A 17,666-nucleotide genomic window follows, 5' to 3' on the forward strand; every position below is an offset into this window, starting at 1 on the left:
TCGTCCTGAGCGGCGCGAAGCTCGTCACTGCGGCCAGATGCTGCAGCGACTCACGACAAATCAACGAGTTAAGCCAAGGATCTGTGCAATTGGGCCGCCTCAACAGAGGGGCGGCAATAACTGCCGGAGCTTACCACAGTCACCGTCTCGCACCTACCCCGCCGGGCGGCCTGCCGGCAGGGTGAAATAGCCGCCCTGATGGCTCAATGAAGGCGCTTGCGACACATGAGCTGAGCCATCTTGGCGGCGTCGGGACGCTCGACCACTCCCTTCTCGGTCACAATGGCATCGATCAAGTCCGCCGGAGTCACATCGAATACCGGATTGACCGCATGAACTTCCGCTGCGACGCGACGACCACCCAGGTCCAGCAGCTCAGAGCCATCGCGCTCTTCGATCGGGATGTCATCCCCGCTTTCGAGGGACATGTCGATCGTGGAGCTAGGCGCGACCACCATGAAGCGCACACCGTGGTGCATGGCGTTGACCGCCAACTGGTAGGTACCGATCTTGTTGGCCACATCGCCATTGGCGGTAATGCGGTCGGCACCGACGATCACCCAGGTGATCCCGGCGGTTTTCATCAGGTGAGCTGCAGCGGCGTCGGCATTGAGGCTCACGGGCACACCTTCGTTGGCCAGCTCCCAGGCCGTCAGGCGTGCGCCTTGCAGCCAGGGACGGGTTTCGTCGGCATAGACCCGCTCCACCAGACCATCCAGATGGGCCGCCCGAATCACCCCGAGGGCGGTGCCGAAACCTCCGGTGGCCAAGGCGCCAGTATTGCAGTGGGTCAACAGCGCCTGCGGACTGCCCTGGTGCTTGCGAATCAGCTCCATGCCCAGCTGCGCCATGGTCAGGTTGGCTTCGCGATCGCTCAGATGGATGGAAATGGCCTCGGCTTCCAGCGCCTGCAGCGGGGTTTCGCCCTCACGCACGCGCTCCAGACGCTCGCGCATGCGGTTCAGTGCCCAGAACAGGTTGACCGCCGTCGGCCGCGATTCGGACAGCACCTTGAAGTCCGCTTCCAGCGCCGCGCGCCAATCACCACCGGCGGCGATACGCGCCCGGGCGCCCAGCACCACGCCATAGGCGGCACTGATACCGATGGCCGGCGCACCGCGCACCACCATCTGGCGAATGGCCTGTGCGACGCCTTCGGCGGAATCGTAGGACAGCCAGACTTCCTCGGCAGGCAGCACGCGCTGGTCGAGCAGATGAAGTACGCCGTCACGCCAGTCGATCGCCTTGACCTTCTCGGCTGCTAACAGTTGTTCACGCATCGACCACCTCGCCACCCCGTAACTCGCGGAAAAACCGCAGATTATAGCGAGCCGGAGGTCTTCTGGCTCGGGTATACTGCCGCCACTTCGATTTGCGCCCAGGATGCGCCGCCATGCCCAGCTCCAATGCCCCGCTCGACCTGCTCCTGCTCCCATCCTGGATAGTCCCGGTAGAACCCGCCGGCGTGGTGCTGCGGGATCACGCGCTAGGCATCCGCGACGGTCGCATCGCCCTGCTCGCCCCCCGGGACGTGGCACTGCGCGTTGAGGCGCGCGAGCGCCGTGAACTGCCGGGCATGTTGCTGGCTCCCGGCCTGATCAACGCCCACGGCCACGCTGCGATGACCCTGTTCCGTGGACTGGCCGACGATCTGCCGTTGATGACATGGCTACAGGAACACATCTGGCCTGCCGAGGCCAAGTGGGTCGATGAGACTTTTGTCCGCGACGGCACCGAACTGGCCGTGGCCGAACAGATCAAGGGCGGCATCAGCTGCTTCTCGGACATGTATTTCTTCCCGGCCCAGGCCAGCGCCGTCATCCACACGACAGGCATCAGGGCACAACTGGCCATTCCGGTGCTGGATTTCCCGATTCCCGGCGCCGCCGACTCCGCCGAGGCCATTCGCCGTGGCGTCGAGCTGTTCAGCGATCTCAAGCACCACCCTCGCATCAAGGTCGCCTTCGGCCCTCACGCACCCTATAGCGTCAGCGATGACAAACTGGAGAGCATTCGCGTACTGGCAGAGGAACTGGACGCCGGCATTCATATGCACGTTCAGGAAACCGCCTTCGAGGTCAAGCAAAGCCTGGAACAACGCGGCGAACGCCCCATGGCCCGCCTGGCGCGCCTCGGCCTGCTGGGCCCGCGCTTCCAGGCCGTGCACATGACCCAGGTGGACGATTCCGACCTGGCCATGCTGGTGGAAAGCAACAGCAACGTGATTCACTGCCCCGAATCCAATCTCAAGCTGGCCAGCGGCTTCTGCCCGGTAGAGCGTCTGTGGCAAGCCGGCGTGAACGTCGCCGTCGGTACCGATGGCGCGGCCAGCAACAATGACCTGGACCTGCTCGGCGAAACCCGCACAGCCGCCCTGCTGGCCAAGGCGGTAGCTGGCTCGGCCAGCGCCCTGGATGCCCATCGCGCGCTGCGGATGGCCACCCTTAACGGTGCGCGGGCCCTGGGAATTGAGCAGGACACCGGCTCCCTGGAACTGGGCAAGGCCGCCGACCTGGTAGCCTTCGACCTTTCCGGGCTAGCCCAGCAACCGGTCTACGATCCGGTTTCCCAACTCATCTATGCCACCGGGCGCGATTCGGTGCGGCACCTCTGGGTCGACGGCAGGCAACTGCTGGACGACGGCCGCCTGACGCGCCTGGACGAAGAGCGCCTGGGCGCCACTGCCCGCGCCTGGGGCGAACGCATCGCCGGCCGCTGAATTCTGTTTCGAGGACATTCCATGACCAACGTCGATCACGTCGAAATCGCCAAGTTCGAGGCCCTCGCCCACCGCTGGTGGGACCGCGAGAGCGAGTTCAAACCCCTGCACGACATCAATCCCTTGCGAGTCAACTGGATTGACGAGCGCGTCAAGCTGGCCGGCAAGAAAGTGCTGGACGTCGGCTGCGGCGGCGGCATCCTCAGCGAATCCATGGCCCAGCGTGGCGCCACCGTGACGGGCATCGACATGGGCGAAGCGCCTTTGGCGGTCGCCCAGTTGCACCAGCTGGAATCCGGCGTACCGGTGGAGTACCGCCGCATCACCGCCGAAGCACTGGCTGCCGAGATGCCTGGCCAGTTCGACGTGGTCACCTGCATGGAAATGCTCGAACATGTGCCGGACCCGGCCTCGGTGATTCGCGCCTGCTACACCCTGGTCAAGCCGGGCGGACAGGTATTCTTCTCCACCATCAACCGCAATCCCAAGGCCTACCTCTTCGCCATCGTCGGCGCCGAGTACGTCATGCGCCTTCTGCCGCGCGGCACCCACGACTTCAAGAAGTTCATCCGCCCGTCAGAACTCGGCGCCTGGAGCCGCGCCGCCGGCCTCTCGGTGAAGGACATCATCGGCCTGACCTACAACCCGCTTACCAAGCACTACAAGCTGGAAGCAGACGTCGACGTCAATTACATGATCCAGACCCTGCGCGAGGAATGACCGGCATGCGTCTTCAAGCGGTACTTTTCGATATGGACGGCACCCTGCTCGACTCGGCGCCGGACTTCATTGCTATCTGCCAGTCCATGCTCGCTGAACGCGGCCTACCAGCCCGGGACGAGAAGGCGATCCGCGACGTGGTTTCCGGCGGCGCCCGCGCCATGGTCGCCTGCGCCTTCGAGATGGACCCGGAATCCCCGGAGTTCGAACCCCTGCGCCTGGAATTCCTGGAGCGCTACCAGAAGCATTGCGCCGTGCTCACCCGTCCGTTCGACGGCATCGACGAGCTTCTGGCGGATATCGAACAGGCCAAACTGATCTGGGGCGTGGTGACCAACAAGCCGGTGCGATTTGCCGAACCCATCATGGAGCAGCTCGGCCTGGCCGGACGATCCGCCGTGCTGATCTGCCCCGACCACGTAAAGAACAGCAAGCCGGACCCGGAAATGCTGCTGCTCGCCTGCAGCAAGCTGAACCTGGACCCGGCTGCAGTACTCTTCGTTGGTGACGACCTGCGCGATATCGAATCCGGCCGCGCCGCCGGCACCCGCACCGCTGCGGTCAGCTACGGCTACATCCACCCCAGCGACAACCCCGCGCACTGGGGCGCCGACGTTGTAGTCCACCATCCGCTCGAACTGCGCGCAGTGCTCGACCGCGCGCTGTGCAGCTGCTGAAACCCGGAGCGCCCCGTAGGAGATTCAAATGTTCCAGTATTCCGCCCGCCCCGATCTGCTCAAGGACCGGGTCATCCTGATCACCGGTGCCGGTCGCGGCATCGGCGCCGCCGCCGCCAAGACCTTCGCTGCCCACGGTGCCACCGTGCTTCTGCTGGGCAAGACCGAAGCCAGCCTGAACGCGGTGTATGACGAGATCGAGGCCGCCGGCCACCCGCAAGCCGCCGTGATTCCCTTCAACCTGGAAACCGCCCAGCCGCACCAGTACGACGAACTGACGGCAACCCTGGAAACGGAATTCGGCCATATCGACGGCATTCTGCACAACGCCTCGATCCTTGGTCCGCGCACGCCCATCGAGCAGCTCTCGGGCGACAACTTCATGCGCGTCATGCAGGTCAACGTCAACGCCATGTTCATGCTGACCAGCACACTGCTGCCGCTGCTGAAACTGTCCAAAGACGCCTCGGTGGTCTTCACCTCCAGCAGCGTCGGCCGCAAGGGACGCGCTTACTGGGGCGCCTACGCGGTCTCCAAGTTCGCCACCGAGGGACTGATGCAGGTCCTGGCTGACGAAGTTGACGGCATTGCCAGCGTGCGCTCCAACAGCGTCAATCCCGGTGCTACCCGCACCGATATGCGCGCCCAGGCCTATCCCGGTGAAAATCCTGACAACAATCCGGAACCCGCCGAAATCATGCCTGTCTACCTCTATCTCATGGGGCCAGACAGCGCTGGTGTTAACGGCCAGGCTTTCGACGCGCAATGACCTCCCTCCGCGGCGGTCATCCGATCGCCGCAGCCTCCGCCAGTTTTCCGGCGGCGCTTCCCTGTGACCGGCATCACATTGCCATGATTTCGCCACCAGGCCGGCAATGGCTTGCCGCACGACATGGCAGATAACAGCTAAACACCTGAAATTAAAGCAATTTTTAATAGCCAGAAACTCCTGGCACGAAAATAGCTCTACCCCTGGTGTCGTCGCACATAGCGTCAGAGGTTCAACTCAATGGTTCCTCCCTCCCAGTCCAACACCATCGATTTCGACGCCGCCAAGCTGCAGCGCCTCGGCTTCTCCAGCAAGCGCCAACCCAAGCTGCGTCCAATCAGCCTGGCCGAACTACGTCGCCAGCTGAACCTGCAGTTGCAGACCAGCCTGGAGGTGGAACGCATCGTCAGCCTGTTCTTCGCCGAAGTGCAGCGCCTGGTCTCTCTCGACGCCCTGGGCTATCAGCACCAGAGCAGCGATCTGCGCCTGGAATACGGCAACCGTTCCAGCCACTCCGCGGGCTATCGCCTGACTCACGAAGGTGAGTACCTGGGGGAACTTATCTTCCGCCGCAATCAGCGCTTCGACGAACACGAACTCAACCAGCTCGAGTCCCTGCTATCCACCCTGCTCTTCCCGCTGCGTAATGCCCTGCTCTACCGTGCGGCGGTCCAGAGTGCCCTGCGCGATCCGCTGACCGACACCGGCAATCGCATTGCCATGGAGCAGACGCTGCAACGCGAAGTGGACCTGGCCCGTCGCAACCTGCAGCCGCTGTCAGTGCTGATGCTGGACATCGATCACTTCAAGCGCATCAACGACGAGTTCGGTCATGGCACCGGCGACGAAGTATTGAAAGCGGTGGCCAACACGCTCAAATCGCGCCTGCGCAACGTCGACATGGTGTTCCGCTTTGGCGGCGAGGAATTCCTCGTGCTGCTCTCCGGCACCTGCCGCGACGCAGCGGCGATAGTGGGCGAACGCCTGCGAATGGGCATCCTCGAACTACAATGCCTGGCGCAAGGTCACCCGCTGGACCTATCCATCAGCCTGGGCTGCGCCACCCTACTGCCTGCGGAATCGGTGGAAAGCCTGCTGCGTCGTGCGGACAACGCCCTCTATGTGGCCAAGCGTGAAGGCCGCAATCGGCTGTCCATGGCTGGCTGATCGACGTGCTCGCCGCACAATAGACAGACAAAAAGAAGGGGCTCAATCGAGCCCCTTCTTCATTACACCGTCAATCAACGCTTACGACCGAAACCCGGACGCTGGCCGTCACCGCCAGCGGGCCCACTGCGCTTATGCTGCGGACGCTGGGGCTTACGGGCCGGACGGTCGGCCAGCTCAACGGCCGGACGCTCACCCTGGGGCTTGGCCGGGCGCTTCTTGTTCACGTCACGCGGACGGTCGGCCACCGGCGTGCCACGGGGAGCACGAGCCGGGCGTTCATCACCGTCGCGACGCGGACCACGGGCGGGACGCTCGCCACCTTCGCTACGCGGACCACGAGCGGGACGCTCATCGCCTTCACGGCGAGGACCGCGGGCGGGACGCTCACCACCTTCGCTGCGCGGGCCACGAGCCGGACGCTCATCGCCCTCACGGCGCGGACCGCGAGCCGGACGCTCACCACCCTCGCTGCGCGGGCCACGAGCCGGACGCTCATCGCCTTCACGGCGCGGACCACGAGCCGGACGCTCATCACCCTCGCTGCGCGGGCCACGAGCCGGACGCTCATCACCCTCACGGCGAGGACCACGGGCCGGGCGTTCGTTGTCATCACGACGCGGCGCGCGAGCACCAACAGGCTTGGCGGACTTGCGCTGCAGGCGATCCAGCTTTTCGCGGAACTTGCCTTTCATGGATGGGAGGGCCACCGGCTTGAGCCCGACTTCGGTGCTGAGGATATCCACTTCGTTCTGGCTCATTTCGCGCCAGCGCCCCATGGTCAGGTCGGAAGTGATGAACACGGGACCGAAACGCACTCGCTTCAGGCGGCTGACCACCAGCCCCTGGGATTCCCAGAGACGGCGCACTTCGCGGTTACGACCTTCCATCACCACGCAGTGGTACCAGTGATTAAGTCCTTCGCCGCCTGGGGCTTCCTTGATGTCGGTGAACTTGGCTGGGCCGTCGTCGAGCATTACGCCCTTCTTGAGGTTCTCCAGCATTTCCTCAGTGACTTCGCCACGCACACGCACCGCATACTCGCGGTCCATCTCGTAGGAGGGGTGCATCAGGCGGTTGGCCAGCTCGCCGTCGGTGGTGAACAGCAGCAGGCCGGTGGTATTGATGTCCAGGCGACCGATGTTGATCCAGCGACCGGCCTTGAGGCGCGGCAGGCGCTCGAACACCGTGGGACGGCCTTCCGGATCGTCACGGGTGCAGACTTCGCCTTCGGGCTTGTTGTAGATCAGGACGCGGCGGACGCTCTCGACCTCTTCTTCGCGCTTGAGCAGGCGACCATCGACGCTGATCGCGTCATGGGTATCGACGCGCTGGCCAAGGGTAGCGGCCTCGCCGTTGACCTTTACCCGGCCTTCAGTGATCCACGCTTCGATATCGCGGCGCGAGGCCAACCCCATACGGGCCAGGACCTTCTGCAGTTTTTCCCCTGCGGGGCTGAATTCGACTTCACTCATCTGGGCACCTCCCGGTGTATCAGTAAAACGGCCGCGCATCATACGCGGCCGGTGGCACTCAGGCTAGTTGAGCAAAGTCCCGACGTCAGCCCTTCCGCTGACCGGTGGTGTCAATGCAGGGTTTCGTCCGGCAGCGACTCTCCGTCCTCTTCAGCGGCAACGGTGTCCGCTTCATCAGCCTCGGTGCGCAACAGGTCGTCGAAGTCGGTCTTCAGGCCCTCTTCCATGATGTCCAGCTCGGCCAGCAGGGAACGGAAACTGGTTTCTTCACGCGGCTCGGTCGGCTGCTCGGCATCAGCGCGGGCCTGCAGACCATCGGGCACCGGCGCCTCACCGTCCTCCAGAGCCAGCACCGGCTCGGGCTCCAACTCGCGCAGGGCAGCCAGCGGTGGAAGTTCTTCGAGGCTTTTGAGGTTGAAGTGGTCGAGGAAAGCGCGGGTTGTAGCGAACATCGCCGGTTTTCCGGGTACGTCGCGATAACCGACTACGCGGATCCACTCGCGCTCCAGCAGCGTCTTGACGATCTGGCTGTTGACCGCGACGCCCCGGATGTCCTCGATCTCGCCCCGAGTGATGGGTTGCCGGTAGGCCACCAAAGCCAGGGTTTCCAGCATGGCGCGGGAGTAGCGCTGCGGGCGCTCCTCCCAAAGTCGGCCGACCCAGGGCGAAAATCGCTCGCGCACCTGCAGGCGATAGCCGGAGGCCACTTCGCGCAGTTCGAACGCACGCCCCTCGCAGCTCTTGGCCAGAATCGCCAGGGCGGAACGAATCACCGACAACTCGGGCCGTTCGGCCTCTTCAAAAAGTTCGGCCAGGCGCTCCAGCGACAAGGGCTTGCCGGACGCCAGGAGAAAGGCTTCCAGCAGCGAGGCGAGGTCGTTGGGGTCGTTGAGATTCATCTACTCGGCCCTGGCGCGCACGTGGATGGGGGCAAAGGGCTCATTTTGCACGAGTTCCACCAACTGTTCCTTGATCAGTTCCAGCACGGCCATGAAGGTGACCACGACTCCGAGGCGGCCCTCCTCCGCAGTGAACAGCATGACGAAGGGTACGAAGGCGCCACCCTTGAGCTTTTCCAGCACTTCGCTCATACGCTCGCGAGTGGACAATGCCTCGCGGGTTACCTGGTGACTTTCGAACATGTCGGCGCGGCGCAGCACTTCAGCCATGGACAGCAGCAGCTCTTCCAGTGCGACGTCCGGCAACAGCTTGCGCGCCCGCGCCTCTGGAGCATCGATCCGCGGCACGGTGACGTCACGCCCTACCCGCGGCAACTGGTCGATGCCTTCGGCCGCGGCCTTGAAGCGTTCATATTCCTGGAGACGGCGAATCAGTTCGGCACGCGGATCGTCTTCCTCTTCCTCCGCTTCGTTCGAGCGCGGCAGCAGCATGCGTGACTTGATCTCGGCCAGCATGGCGGCCATCACCAGATATTCGGCGGCCAGCTCCAGGCGCACCGACTTCATCAGCTCGACATAGGCCATGTACTGGTGGGTGATGGCTGCCACCGGGATGTCGAGGATGTCGATGTTCTGCTTGCGTATCAGATACAGCAGCAGGTCAAGGGGACCTTCGAAAGCCTCGAGGAAAACCTCCAGGGCATCCGGCGGAATATAGAGGTCCTGCGGCAGCTCGGTCACCGCCTGGCCGTACACCAGGGCAAAGGGCAGCTCCTGTTGAGCACCCGCCTGGGGATCTGGCGACTCGGATGGCGGTGTTTCGTGCATCTATTGCTCTCGCTGCGGCGCTACTTCCGGGGGGTGAGGCCCATCGACAAGGACCGGTGGGCGGGAAAACGGGCAAGTTAGCACCATGTGCCAGACTTAAAAAGTGTGACGCAGCACCCCTGGTCAGGTCTGGAGCCAAAGGCTCATGGAGGTTCCGATGAAACTCTTTACCCTGATGTTCAGTGCCTTCCTGGTGTCCCTCTGCCTCGCCGTCGTGCCCGTAACTACGGCACAGGCGGGCATGATCGGCACGGACGAAGCAGTCTCCGCCCAGCCGCAATCCACCGATCACGCAAGAATCGATGCTTTTCTGAGCAAATCCGAAGTTCAGGACCAAATGCGCGCAATGGGCGTGGATGCCGCTACGGCCCGTGCCAGGGCGCAGGCCCTGACCAGCGCGGAGGCGGCCCAATTGGCGCAGAAGATGGACTCAGTGCCCACAGGCGGGAACATCAGCACTACCGACTTCATCATCATCCTGCTGGTGATCATCCTGGTGGCGATCCTGCTTTGAGCGACGCCGTCACTCCTCATCGAGGAAGGGCTGCGGGTCACCGCAGCCCACTCGTACCACGTCTGGCTTGCCTTCCGACAGGTTGATGACAGTGGAGGCGGCCATGCCACCGTGGCCGCCATCGATGATCAGGTCCACCTGGTGCTCGAGGATCTGCCGCATCTCGTAGGGATCACTCATCGGCAAATCTTCCCCCGGCAGGATCAGGGTAGTGCTCATCAGCGGCGCACCCAGCTGTTCCAGCAACGCCAGCGTGATGGGGTGGTCCGGCACCCGCAGGCCAATCGTGCGCCGCTTCGGATGCATCAACATGCGCGGCACTTCACGGGTGGCATTGAGGATGAAGGTGTAGGGCCCCGGCGTATGTGCCTTGATGAGACGGAACGCTGTGGTATCCACCTTGGCGAACACACCGATCTCGGAGAGATCGCGGCAGAGCAAGGTGAAGTTGTGCTTTTCGTCCAGTCGGCGCAGTCGGCGAATGCGCTCCACTGCGCCCTTGTCACCAATCAGGCACCCCAGGGCGTAAGAGGAATCGGTGGGATAGACGATCACCCCGCCCGCCTTGATGATTTCCACGGCCTGCCGGATCAGGCGCGGCTGTGGATTCTCCGCGTGTACCTGGAAAAATTGACTCACAACGTCTCCCTGTTCAGAGGGCAGCAGTAGGGCTGTGTGCATGGCGGAAGCGCCCCCAGATCGGCGGCAGATCATCCGGCAAGGGTCGGTACATGCCCAGCTCCGACCAATCGCAGGGTGCATGGAAGTCACTACCGGCACTGACCAACATGCCGAATTCGCGCGCGAGCACGGCCAGGCTTCCCACCTGGTCCGCCGGTTGCAGGCCATTCACGACTTCCAGTGCGTGACCGCCGGCCTGAATGAAGTCCGCCACCAGCTTGCGTCGTTTCGCGCCGGTGAAGTTGTACTGCCAGGGGTGCGCCAGGCTGATCCAGGCGCCGGCGGCACTCAAGGTGCCCACCGCTTCGGCGAGGGTCGGCCAGTGCTGTTTCACATCGCCCAGCTTGCCGGCTCCCAGCCATTTGCGGAATGCCTCGGCGCGGTCGCGCACATGGCCCGCTCGAACGAGGAACTCAGCGAAGTGCGGGCGCGCCGGTGCATTGCCGCTGTCGCCCAGCTCCTGCTGCACCGCGCGCGCACCTTCCAACGCTCCCGGCATGCCTTTGGCGGCGAGGCGTCGGGAAATTTCTTCTGCCCGAGCCCAACGCCCGTGATGCAGGCTGGCAATGGCCTCCAGTAGAGAAGGCGCATCAGCGGCAAAGGCGTATCCCAGAACATGGATGGTGGCGCCCCCCCAGGTGCAGGACAGTTCGATACCGTTGATCAGCTGCATGTCCAGCGCCACGGCCGCTTCGCGGGCTTCGTCCAATCCCTCCAGGGTGTCATGATCGGTCAGCGCCAACAGGCGAACCCCCCGCTCATGGGCGCGGGCGACCAGGGCCGCGGGGGCCAGGGCACCGTCGGAGGCCGTACTGTGGCAATGCAGGTCGATCTGCATGGGGTCTGCTTTCGCTAGGGGAATGGTTTGTTATTATGCCGCCACATCCCGCTTCTGGCTGCTGCCGTGAAACAATTCATCGACTTCATCCCGCTTGTCCTCTTCTTCATCGTCTACAAACTGGAACCGCGTGCCGTCGAACTGGCAGGGCACACCTATATGCTAGGCGGTATTTTCAGTGCCACAGCCGTTCTGATAATCAGCTCGGTGATCGTCTATGGCGCCATCTTCCTTCACCAGCGCCGCCTGGAAAAAGGCCAGTGGCTGACTCTGGTCGCCTGCCTGGTCTTCGGCGGCATGACCCTGGCCTTCCACAGCGAGACTTTCCTCAAATGGAAAGCGCCGGTCGTGAACTGGCTTTTCGCCCTGGCCTTCGCCGGCAGCCACTTCATCGGTGACAAACCCCTGATCCAGCGCGTGATGGGCCACGCCCTGAGCCTGCCGCAGGTCATCTGGGTGCGCCTGAACCTGGCCTGGATCTCATTCTTCCTGGTCTGCGGCTTCGCCAACCTTTTCGTGGCTTTCACCTTCCACGAGTTCTGGGTCGACTTCAAAGTCTTCGGCAGCCTCGGCATGACCGTGCTCTTCCTGGTTGGCCAAGGCGTCTACCTGGCCCGTCATATCCATGACGGCGAAACCGAAAAGCCTCAACAATAAGGACTGTCATGCTCTACGCCATCATCGCCACCGACGTTGCCAATTCCCTGGAAAATCGTCTCGCTGCCCGCCCCGCGCACCTCGCACGCCTGGAGCAGCTGAAGGCCGAAGGCCGCATCGTGGTGGCCGGTCCGCACCCTGCGGTCGACAGCAATGATCCGGGCAGTGCAGGTTTTACCGGCAGCCTGATCGTCGCCGAGTTCGACTCCCTCGAGGCGGCCAAGGCCTGGGCCGACGCCGACCCGTATCGCGCCGCCGGCGTCTATGCCGACGTTGTGGTCAAGCCGTTCAAGCAGGTATTCCCCTAAGCCAGCACCTTCTATCAGTCAGCCCCTGCCAGGAAAAAGGAGTTCCCATGCACGTCGGTCAATTGCCCCTGCTGTTAACCGCCGCGCTGCTCTGCAGCCTGGCCCAGGCTGAAGAACTCCAACCTGCAACACCGGAGACGGAAAGCACTCCGGTGATGACGGAAGCTGCCCGAGAGCCCATTGCCGCCAACGACGCCCTGCTCGCCCAGGTCGACCAGTTGCAGCGGCAACTGGCTGAAAGCGAGCGTCTGCGCAACGAACTGACCACCCAGGTCGAAGCTGTCGGCAATGAGCGCGAGAACGCCCAGCTCACCCGGTTGCGTCAGGAAAACCAGCGCCTCAAGCTGCAACTCAAGGAAGCACAGGCCTCGCAAGCGCCGCGCCTGCTGAGCGAGCAACAGACCTGGTTCGCGGTGGGCGGCGGCGTTGCCCTGCTCTCCCTGTTTACCGGCCTGATCGCCCGCGGCGGGCGTCGCCAGCGCCGCCAATGGATCAACTGACCGCACCATGAGTGAACTGCTGCTTATCGATGACGATCAGGAACTCTGCGAGCTCCTGATCAGTTGGCTCAGCCAAGAAGGCTTCGTCGTCCGCGCCTGCCATGACGGCCACTCGGCACGTACCGCCTTGGCGGAGCACGCGCCATCCGCAGTGGTGCTGGATGTGATGCTGCCGGACGGTAGCGGCCTGGAACTGCTCAAGCAGTTGCGCAGCGATCATCCGGAGTTACCCGTCCTCATGCTCTCCGCCCGGGGCGAACCATTGGACCGCATCCTCGGCCTGGAGCTGGGCGCCGACGACTATCTGGCCAAGCCTTGCGACCCCCGCGAGCTCACCGCCCGCCTGCGCGCCGTGCTTCGCCGCAGCCAGCCGCCGCAACCATCCAGCCAACTGGAGCTGGGCGACCTCTGCTACAGCCCGGCGCGGGGCGTGGTCACCATTGGCAATCACGAGGTGACCCTGACGCTCTCCGAAGGCCGCCTACTCGAAGCCCTGCTGCGTCAACCCGGCGAACCACTGGACAAGCAGCAACTGGCGCAGCTGGCGCTCGGCCGCAAGCTGACCCTCTACGACCGTAGCCTGGACATGCATGTCAGCAACCTGCGCAAGAAGCTCGGCCCCCATGCTGACGGGCGCCCTCGCATCCTCGCGCTGCGCAGTCGCGGCTACTACTACAGCGCCTGAGAGTCTGTTTACGATCTCGCGCAGCAGATCGTCATCAGGCTCTGCGTCTTTACCCAGCCTTTACCCACGACTGACCGCCCTTGACCTTGCCATCCCTAGACTGGGCACATCCGGCAACCGGCCGGAATCGAGACTAGGAGAACCACCATGCGCAAGACCCTTACCGCCCTGTTGCTCGCCGCTACCCTGCCGACCCTGGCCATGGCCATGCCGGAAGGCGGCCCGCGCCACGAGCGCGGTTTCGGTGGCCACATGTTCAAGGAACTGAACCTGACCCAGGAACAGCGCCATGAGATCGGCAAGCTGATGCGCGACCAGATGAAATCCCGTCACGACATCACTCAGCGCTACCTGGACAAGCTGCCGGCTGCCGAGAAGAAGGCCATGCAGGACGAACTGAAGGCCGCCGAGACCAAGAACCGCGAAGCCATCCGCGCTCAGCTCAAGCCCGATCAGCAGAAGACCTTCGACGACATCCAGAAGAAAATGGAAGAACGTCGCGCTGAACGCGCCGAGTTCGAAGCCTGGAAGGCCGAGAAGGACAAGAAGGCCCAGTAATCGCCTTGCGGCATCCGCCGCAGGCACCGACCACACACCCATCAGGCCAGCCGGCCTGATGGGTTTTGCCGTTCAGGAGCAACCCCGTGCGTTCACTCTTCTGGAGAATCCTGGCCACCCTCTGGCTGGCGCTGGCCCTGGTAGCCGGCCTGTCCATCCTGCTGGGCCGCGCCCTCAACCAGGATGCCTGGATCCTCAGTCACCACCCCACCCTCCAGGGGCTGGCCGAGCGCCTCGTGCAACGCTATGAAGGGCAAGGCCCGCACGACACGCAGCGATACCTGGAGCACTTCCGTCATCGCGCACGGATCGACATTCAGATACTCAACGACACCGGCCAACCGGTAGTAGAAGGTACGTTCCCTCCGCGTGCTGCAGCCTTCGAGGCCCGCCAGCAGAACTCGCGCCGACTGCCCTGGCGTCGCCTGACCGAGGAATACACCAGCCCAGCCAGCGGCGAGTCCTATCTGCTCATCTACCGCATTCCCTACCGCGAACTGGATGCCTGGCACCGCGGCAGCCTGCTGTGGCCCTTTAGCGCGCTGGGCATCGCCCTGGTAGTACTGACGCTGTTCAGCCTGGCCCTCACCCTGTCCATCACCCGGCCGCTGGACCGCCTTCGCCGCGCCGTACACGACCTCGGCCAGACGGCTTACCAGCAAGACAGCCTGGCGCGCCTGGCACGTCGACGGGATGAGCTAGGCGTGCTGGCCGGCGACTTCAACCGCATGGGGCAACGCCTGCAAGGCTTGATTGGCAGCCAGCGCCAACTCCTGCGCGACGTGTCCCACGAACTGCGCTCGCCACTCGCGCGTCTGCGCATCGCCCTGGCGCTAGCCGAGCGCGCAGAGCCCCATCAACGGGACGCCCTGTGGCCACGCCTGGGCCAGGAATGCGACCGCCTCGAAGCCCTGATCAGCGAAATCCTCGCCCTGGCCCGGCTCGATGCGGAACCTGGCGCTCACCGTCCGATCACAATGCGGCCACTGCTGGAAAAGCTGAAGGACGACGCCCGTCTGTTGGCGCCGGACCAGCAAGTCCGCATCGATTGCACCGGCGACCCAAAAGTCGAGGGCTGGCCCGACATGCTGGAACGCGCGCTGGACAACCTGCTGCGCAACGCCCTGCGCTTCAATCCCCTAGGGCAGCCGGTGGAAGTAACGGTCAAGGAACAGGAAGGAAGCCTGGTGATCCAGGTCCGCGACCACGGCCCAGGTGCCGCCAACGAACACCTGGCATTGCTGGGCGAACCCTTCTTCCGCGCCCCCAATCAGACCGGAGCTGGCCATGGCTTGGGACTGGCCATCGCCCGTCGGGCAGTGGAGCGCCACGGCGGCAGCCTGTCCTTGGGCAATCACCCCGAGGGCGGCTTCATCGCCACCCTGGAGTTACCCACTGTATTGAAGGCCTGATCAGCCCCAGGCCTGAACGAAGTCTGCCGAAGCCAGTTCCGGCGCTGCACGGCGCTCACCCTCGACACTGCCCAGGTAGAGGAAACCCACCACCCGCTCGTTCTCGGCCAGCCCGAGGCCGGTGGCGACGGTGCGGTCATACGCCATCTCGCCGGTACGCCAGATGGCCCCCAGTCCAAGCGCATGAGCGGCCAGCAGCATGCCGTGAGCGGCGCAACCGGCCGACAGCAATTGCTCGACTTCCGGCACCTTGTGGCCGGCCTGCAAGGTAGCGATCACCACGACCATCAGGGGTGCCCGCAGCGGCATATTGCGCGCCTTGGTAGTAGCGGCTTCCGACGCCTGGGCATCCTTGGCGAGCACAGCGGACACGAACAGCTCACCGAGCTTCTCGCGACCTTCGCCTTCGATGGTCAGGAAGCGCCAGGGACGCAGATAGCCATGGTCTGGTGCACGCAAGGCCGCGCGGAACAGCACCTCGCGCTGGGCGGCGTCCGGGGCGGGTGCCTGCAGGCGAGCCAGGGATACGCGGTTAAGCAGAGCGTCGAGAGCCTCCATCGGCCACCTCCATAAATCAGGGAGCCGGCATTCTAGCCGATAACGCGACTCAGTCCCGGATCTGCGGTAATCAGTCTGACTTCCAGCGATGGCAACAGTCCATCGAACACTACGTACCTGGAACCGCGCAAGGGCAACTATCCAGTTCTGCACCAGCTCCCTGAAGCGGCTTTGATCTGGGCGTTTCAGGGGGGGCAAAGGCCGGATAGAATGCCGCGTCCGAACACCGTCCAGAGAGCTCCATGTCCCTGCCGACACTGCGCACTATCGGCTTCATCATCGGCCTGTTTCTCATCACGCTGGCAGTGAGCATGGTCATTCCCATGCTCACTCTCCTGCTCTTCGAGCGCACCGACGACATCTTCGCCTTCCTCTGGTCGAGCCTGATCACCTTCGTCGTCGGCCTGGCACTGGTCGGTCCCGGACGCCCGGAACACATCAACCTGCGGCCGCGCGACATGTACATGCTGACCACGGCGAGCTGGGTGATCGTCTGCTGCTTCGCGGCACTGCCCATGGTGCTGATCCAGCACATCAGCTACACGGACTCGTTCTTTGAGACCATGTCCGGCATCACAACAACCGGTTCCACAGTGCTCACCGGCCTGGACCATGCTTCGCCTGGTCTGCTGATCTGGCGCTCCATGCTGCATTGGCTTGGCGGTATCGGCTTCATCGGCATGGCGGTGGCGATTCTGCCGCTGCTGCGGGTCGGCGGCATGCGCCTGTTCCAGACCGAGTCATCCGACTGGGGCGAGAAAGTCATGCCACGCTCACACATGGTGGCCAAGTACATCGTGCTGATCTACACCGGGCTGACCATCCTCGGGACCGTCGCATTCTGGCTCGCCGGCATGACGCCATTCGAGGCCGTCAACCACTCGATGTCGCTGATTTCCACCGGCGGCTTCTCCACCTCCGACGCCTCGCTGGCCAACTGGAGGCAACCCGCTGTGCACTGGGTGGCAGTGGTGGTGATGATACTTGGCAGCCTGCCCTTCACGTTGCTCGTCGCCACGCTGCGCGGCAACCGTACCGCCCTGCTGCGCGATCACCAGGTCCACGGCTTCGTCGGTTTCCTGGTGGTCACCTGGCTATTTGTCGGTACGTGGCTTTGGGCCAACTCCGACAACGCCTGGCTCGACGCCGTAAGGATCGTTGCACTGAACGTTACCTCGGTCGTCACGACGACGGGGGTGGCGCTTGGCGACTACACCCTCTGGGGCAGTTTCTCGGTGCTGCTGTTCTTCTACCTGACCTTCGTCGGCGGCTGTTCGGGCTCAACGGCCGGTGGACTGAAGATCTTCCGCTTCCAGGTGGCCTGGCAATTGCTGATGGCCAACCTGCAACAACTTGTGCACCCGCGCGCGGTGATCAAGCAGCAGTACAACGGCCATAACCTCGACGACGACATCGTCCGTTCGCTGATCACCTTCTCGTTCTTCTTCACCACCACCATTGCCATAATCGCTCTCGGCCTCTGCCTGCTGGGCCTGGACTGGGTCACCGCCCTTACCGGAGCCGCCACGGCGGTGTGCAACGTCGGACCGGGCCTGGGGCCCATCATTGGACCGGTGGGCAACTTCTCCACCCTGCCGGATTCGGCCAAATGGCTGCTGACCATCGGCATGCTGCTCGGCCGTCTCGAGATTCTCACGGTACTGGTGCTGTTCACACCGAAGTTCTGGCGGCACTGAAGCC

Annotated in this window: 20 protein-coding genes; 13 read left to right on the forward strand and 7 right to left on the reverse strand. The window is 63.7% G+C overall.

Translation table 11 applies throughout. The features are described 5' to 3' along the window. Nucleotides 1–203: 203 nt before the first annotated feature. The gene (mtnA, locus tag E8E75_RS25440) at nt 204–1,280 is read right to left on the reverse strand and encodes an S-methyl-5-thioribose-1-phosphate isomerase (protein ID WP_120650014.1); all 1,077 of its coding nucleotides are present in this window, start codon (nt 1,278–1,280) and stop codon (nt 204–206) included. 113 nt (nt 1,281–1,393) lie between these two features. Between mtnA and E8E75_RS25445 the strand changes: the two genes are divergently transcribed. The 5 genes from E8E75_RS25445 (at nt 1,394) to E8E75_RS25465 (ending at nt 6,052) form a co-directional block, all read left to right on the forward strand. Then, nucleotides 1,394–2,719, forward strand: a complete 1,326-nt coding sequence (locus E8E75_RS25445) for a TRZ/ATZ family hydrolase (protein ID WP_120650013.1) — start codon at nt 1,394–1,396, stop codon at nt 2,717–2,719. Between the two features lie 21 nt (nt 2,720–2,740). After that, nucleotides 2,741–3,439, forward strand: a complete 699-nt coding sequence (gene ubiG, locus E8E75_RS25450) for a bifunctional 2-polyprenyl-6-hydroxyphenol methylase/3-demethylubiquinol 3-O-methyltransferase UbiG (protein ID WP_120650012.1) — start codon at nt 2,741–2,743, stop codon at nt 3,437–3,439. Further along, on the forward strand, nt 3,436–4,116 hold the full coding sequence (mupP, locus tag E8E75_RS25455; protein ID WP_174235565.1) for an N-acetylmuramic acid 6-phosphate phosphatase MupP: 681 nt from the start codon (nt 3,436–3,438) through the stop codon (nt 4,114–4,116). Before ubiG ends, mupP begins: the two co-directional genes overlap by 4 nt. A 28-nt stretch (nt 4,117–4,144) precedes the next feature. Beyond that, on the forward strand, nt 4,145–4,885 hold the full coding sequence (locus E8E75_RS25460) for a YciK family oxidoreductase (RefSeq protein WP_153917441.1): 741 nt from the start codon (nt 4,145–4,147) through the stop codon (nt 4,883–4,885). A gap of 240 nt (nt 4,886–5,125) precedes the next feature. Then, nucleotides 5,126–6,052: a GGDEF domain-containing protein gene (locus E8E75_RS25465; protein ID WP_120650009.1), complete on the forward strand. Its 927-nt coding sequence runs from the start codon at nt 5,126–5,128 to the stop codon at nt 6,050–6,052. A 74-nt stretch (nt 6,053–6,126) separates the two neighbouring features. On the opposite strand, the gene rluB is transcribed toward E8E75_RS25465, so the two are convergent. From rluB to E8E75_RS25480, 3 genes are all read right to left on the reverse strand, one after another. Next, nucleotides 6,127–7,527, reverse strand: coding sequence for a 23S rRNA pseudouridine(2605) synthase RluB (gene rluB, locus E8E75_RS25470; RefSeq protein WP_120650008.1), 1,401 nt, complete (start codon nt 7,525–7,527; stop codon nt 6,127–6,129). Between the two features lie 110 nt (nt 7,528–7,637). Then, a complete protein-coding gene (scpB, locus tag E8E75_RS25475; RefSeq protein WP_120650007.1) occupies nt 7,638–8,426 on the reverse strand; it encodes an SMC-Scp complex subunit ScpB in 789 nt (262 codons plus the stop codon). After that, complete coding sequence (locus tag E8E75_RS25480) at nt 8,427–9,125, reverse strand: ScpA family protein (RefSeq protein WP_162945884.1); 699 nt, start codon at nt 9,123–9,125, stop codon at nt 8,427–8,429. Nucleotides 9,126–9,411: 286 nt separating this feature from the next. Here E8E75_RS25480 and E8E75_RS25485 point away from each other — a divergent pair, with 286 nt between their 5' ends. Beyond that, a complete protein-coding gene (locus E8E75_RS25485) occupies nt 9,412–9,768 on the forward strand; it encodes a PA2779 family protein (protein ID WP_120650005.1) in 357 nt (118 codons plus the stop codon). Nucleotides 9,769–9,777: 9 nt separating this feature from the next. Here E8E75_RS25485 and E8E75_RS25490 read toward each other — a convergent pair whose 3' ends face one another. Both E8E75_RS25490 and E8E75_RS25495 read right to left on the reverse strand, forming a co-directional pair. Beyond that, on the reverse strand, nt 9,778–10,407 hold the full coding sequence (locus tag E8E75_RS25490; RefSeq protein ID WP_120650004.1) for an L-threonylcarbamoyladenylate synthase: 630 nt from the start codon (nt 10,405–10,407) through the stop codon (nt 9,778–9,780). 13 nt (nt 10,408–10,420) lie between these two features. After that, on the reverse strand, nt 10,421–11,287 hold the full coding sequence (locus E8E75_RS25495) for a PHP domain-containing protein (RefSeq protein ID WP_120650003.1): 867 nt from the start codon (nt 11,285–11,287) through the stop codon (nt 10,421–10,423). 66 nt (nt 11,288–11,353) lie between these two features. Between E8E75_RS25495 and E8E75_RS25500 the strand changes: the two genes are divergently transcribed. The 6 genes from E8E75_RS25500 (at nt 11,354) to E8E75_RS25525 (ending at nt 15,407) form a co-directional block, all read left to right on the forward strand. Then, nucleotides 11,354–11,944: a septation protein A gene (locus E8E75_RS25500; protein WP_218569231.1), complete on the forward strand. Its 591-nt coding sequence runs from the start codon at nt 11,354–11,356 to the stop codon at nt 11,942–11,944. 8 nt (nt 11,945–11,952) lie between these two features. Beyond that, nucleotides 11,953–12,252, forward strand: coding sequence for a YciI family protein (locus E8E75_RS25505; protein WP_120650001.1), 300 nt, complete (start codon nt 11,953–11,955; stop codon nt 12,250–12,252). Nucleotides 12,253–12,299: 47 nt separating this feature from the next. Continuing rightward, nucleotides 12,300–12,752, forward strand: coding sequence for a hypothetical protein (locus tag E8E75_RS25510; RefSeq protein WP_120650000.1), 453 nt, complete (start codon nt 12,300–12,302; stop codon nt 12,750–12,752). A 7-nt stretch (nt 12,753–12,759) separates the two neighbouring features. After that, on the forward strand, nt 12,760–13,437 hold the full coding sequence (locus tag E8E75_RS25515) for a response regulator transcription factor (RefSeq protein WP_120649999.1): 678 nt from the start codon (nt 12,760–12,762) through the stop codon (nt 13,435–13,437). 147 nt (nt 13,438–13,584) lie between these two features. Beyond that, nucleotides 13,585–13,995 (forward strand): LTXXQ domain protein, encoded by a 411-nt coding sequence (locus tag E8E75_RS25520; protein WP_120649998.1) that lies wholly within the window; start codon nt 13,585–13,587, stop codon nt 13,993–13,995. A gap of 86 nt (nt 13,996–14,081) precedes the next feature. Next, nucleotides 14,082–15,407: a HAMP domain-containing sensor histidine kinase gene (locus tag E8E75_RS25525; protein WP_120649997.1), complete on the forward strand. Its 1,326-nt coding sequence runs from the start codon at nt 14,082–14,084 to the stop codon at nt 15,405–15,407. On the opposite strand, the gene E8E75_RS25530 is transcribed toward E8E75_RS25525, so the two are convergent. Beyond that, the gene (locus E8E75_RS25530) at nt 15,408–15,965 is read right to left on the reverse strand and encodes a nitroreductase family protein (RefSeq protein WP_120649996.1); all 558 of its coding nucleotides are present in this window, start codon (nt 15,963–15,965) and stop codon (nt 15,408–15,410) included. Between the two features lie 242 nt (nt 15,966–16,207). Here E8E75_RS25530 and E8E75_RS25535 point away from each other — a divergent pair, with 242 nt between their 5' ends. Continuing rightward, the gene (locus E8E75_RS25535; RefSeq protein ID WP_153917433.1) at nt 16,208–17,662 is read left to right on the forward strand and encodes a TrkH family potassium uptake protein; all 1,455 of its coding nucleotides are present in this window, start codon (nt 16,208–16,210) and stop codon (nt 17,660–17,662) included. Nucleotides 17,663–17,666: the final 4 nt, after the last annotated feature.

The organism is Pseudomonas sp. BN606 (assembly GCF_029873115.1).
Lineage (GTDB): Bacteria > Pseudomonadota > Gammaproteobacteria > Pseudomonadales > Pseudomonadaceae > Metapseudomonas.

Excerpts from the sequence above, each read along its gene's own strand:
- E8E75_RS25530 (WP_120649996.1), bottom strand. The coding sequence starts at position 15,965 with ATGGAGGCTCTCGACGCTCTGCTTAACCGCGTATCCCTGGCTCGCCTG.
- ubiG (WP_120650012.1), top strand. The coding sequence starts at position 2,741 with ATGACCAACGTCGATCACGTCGAAATCGCCAAGTTCGAGGCCCTCGCC.
- mtnA (WP_120650014.1), bottom strand. The coding sequence starts at position 1,280 with ATGCGTGAACAACTGTTAGCAGCCGAGAAGGTCAAGGCGATCGACTGG.
- E8E75_RS25535 (WP_153917433.1), top strand. The coding sequence starts at position 16,208 with ATGTCCCTGCCGACACTGCGCACTATCGGCTTCATCATCGGCCTGTTT.
- E8E75_RS25510 (WP_120650000.1), top strand. The coding sequence starts at position 12,300 with ATGCACGTCGGTCAATTGCCCCTGCTGTTAACCGCCGCGCTGCTCTGC.
- E8E75_RS25465 (WP_120650009.1), top strand. The coding sequence starts at position 5,126 with ATGGTTCCTCCCTCCCAGTCCAACACCATCGATTTCGACGCCGCCAAG.
- E8E75_RS25515 (WP_120649999.1), top strand. The coding sequence starts at position 12,760 with ATGAGTGAACTGCTGCTTATCGATGACGATCAGGAACTCTGCGAGCTC.
- E8E75_RS25495 (WP_120650003.1), bottom strand. The coding sequence starts at position 11,287 with ATGCAGATCGACCTGCATTGCCACAGTACGGCCTCCGACGGTGCCCTG.
- E8E75_RS25460 (WP_153917441.1), top strand. The coding sequence starts at position 4,145 with ATGTTCCAGTATTCCGCCCGCCCCGATCTGCTCAAGGACCGGGTCATC.
- rluB (WP_120650008.1), bottom strand. The coding sequence starts at position 7,527 with ATGAGTGAAGTCGAATTCAGCCCCGCAGGGGAAAAACTGCAGAAGGTC.
- E8E75_RS25520 (WP_120649998.1), top strand. The coding sequence starts at position 13,585 with ATGCGCAAGACCCTTACCGCCCTGTTGCTCGCCGCTACCCTGCCGACC.
- E8E75_RS25505 (WP_120650001.1), top strand. The coding sequence starts at position 11,953 with ATGCTCTACGCCATCATCGCCACCGACGTTGCCAATTCCCTGGAAAAT.
- E8E75_RS25485 (WP_120650005.1), top strand. The coding sequence starts at position 9,412 with ATGAAACTCTTTACCCTGATGTTCAGTGCCTTCCTGGTGTCCCTCTGC.
- mupP (WP_174235565.1), top strand. The coding sequence starts at position 3,436 with ATGACCGGCATGCGTCTTCAAGCGGTACTTTTCGATATGGACGGCACC.
- E8E75_RS25445 (WP_120650013.1), top strand. The coding sequence starts at position 1,394 with ATGCCCAGCTCCAATGCCCCGCTCGACCTGCTCCTGCTCCCATCCTGG.
- scpB (WP_120650007.1), bottom strand. The coding sequence starts at position 8,426 with ATGAATCTCAACGACCCCAACGACCTCGCCTCGCTGCTGGAAGCCTTT.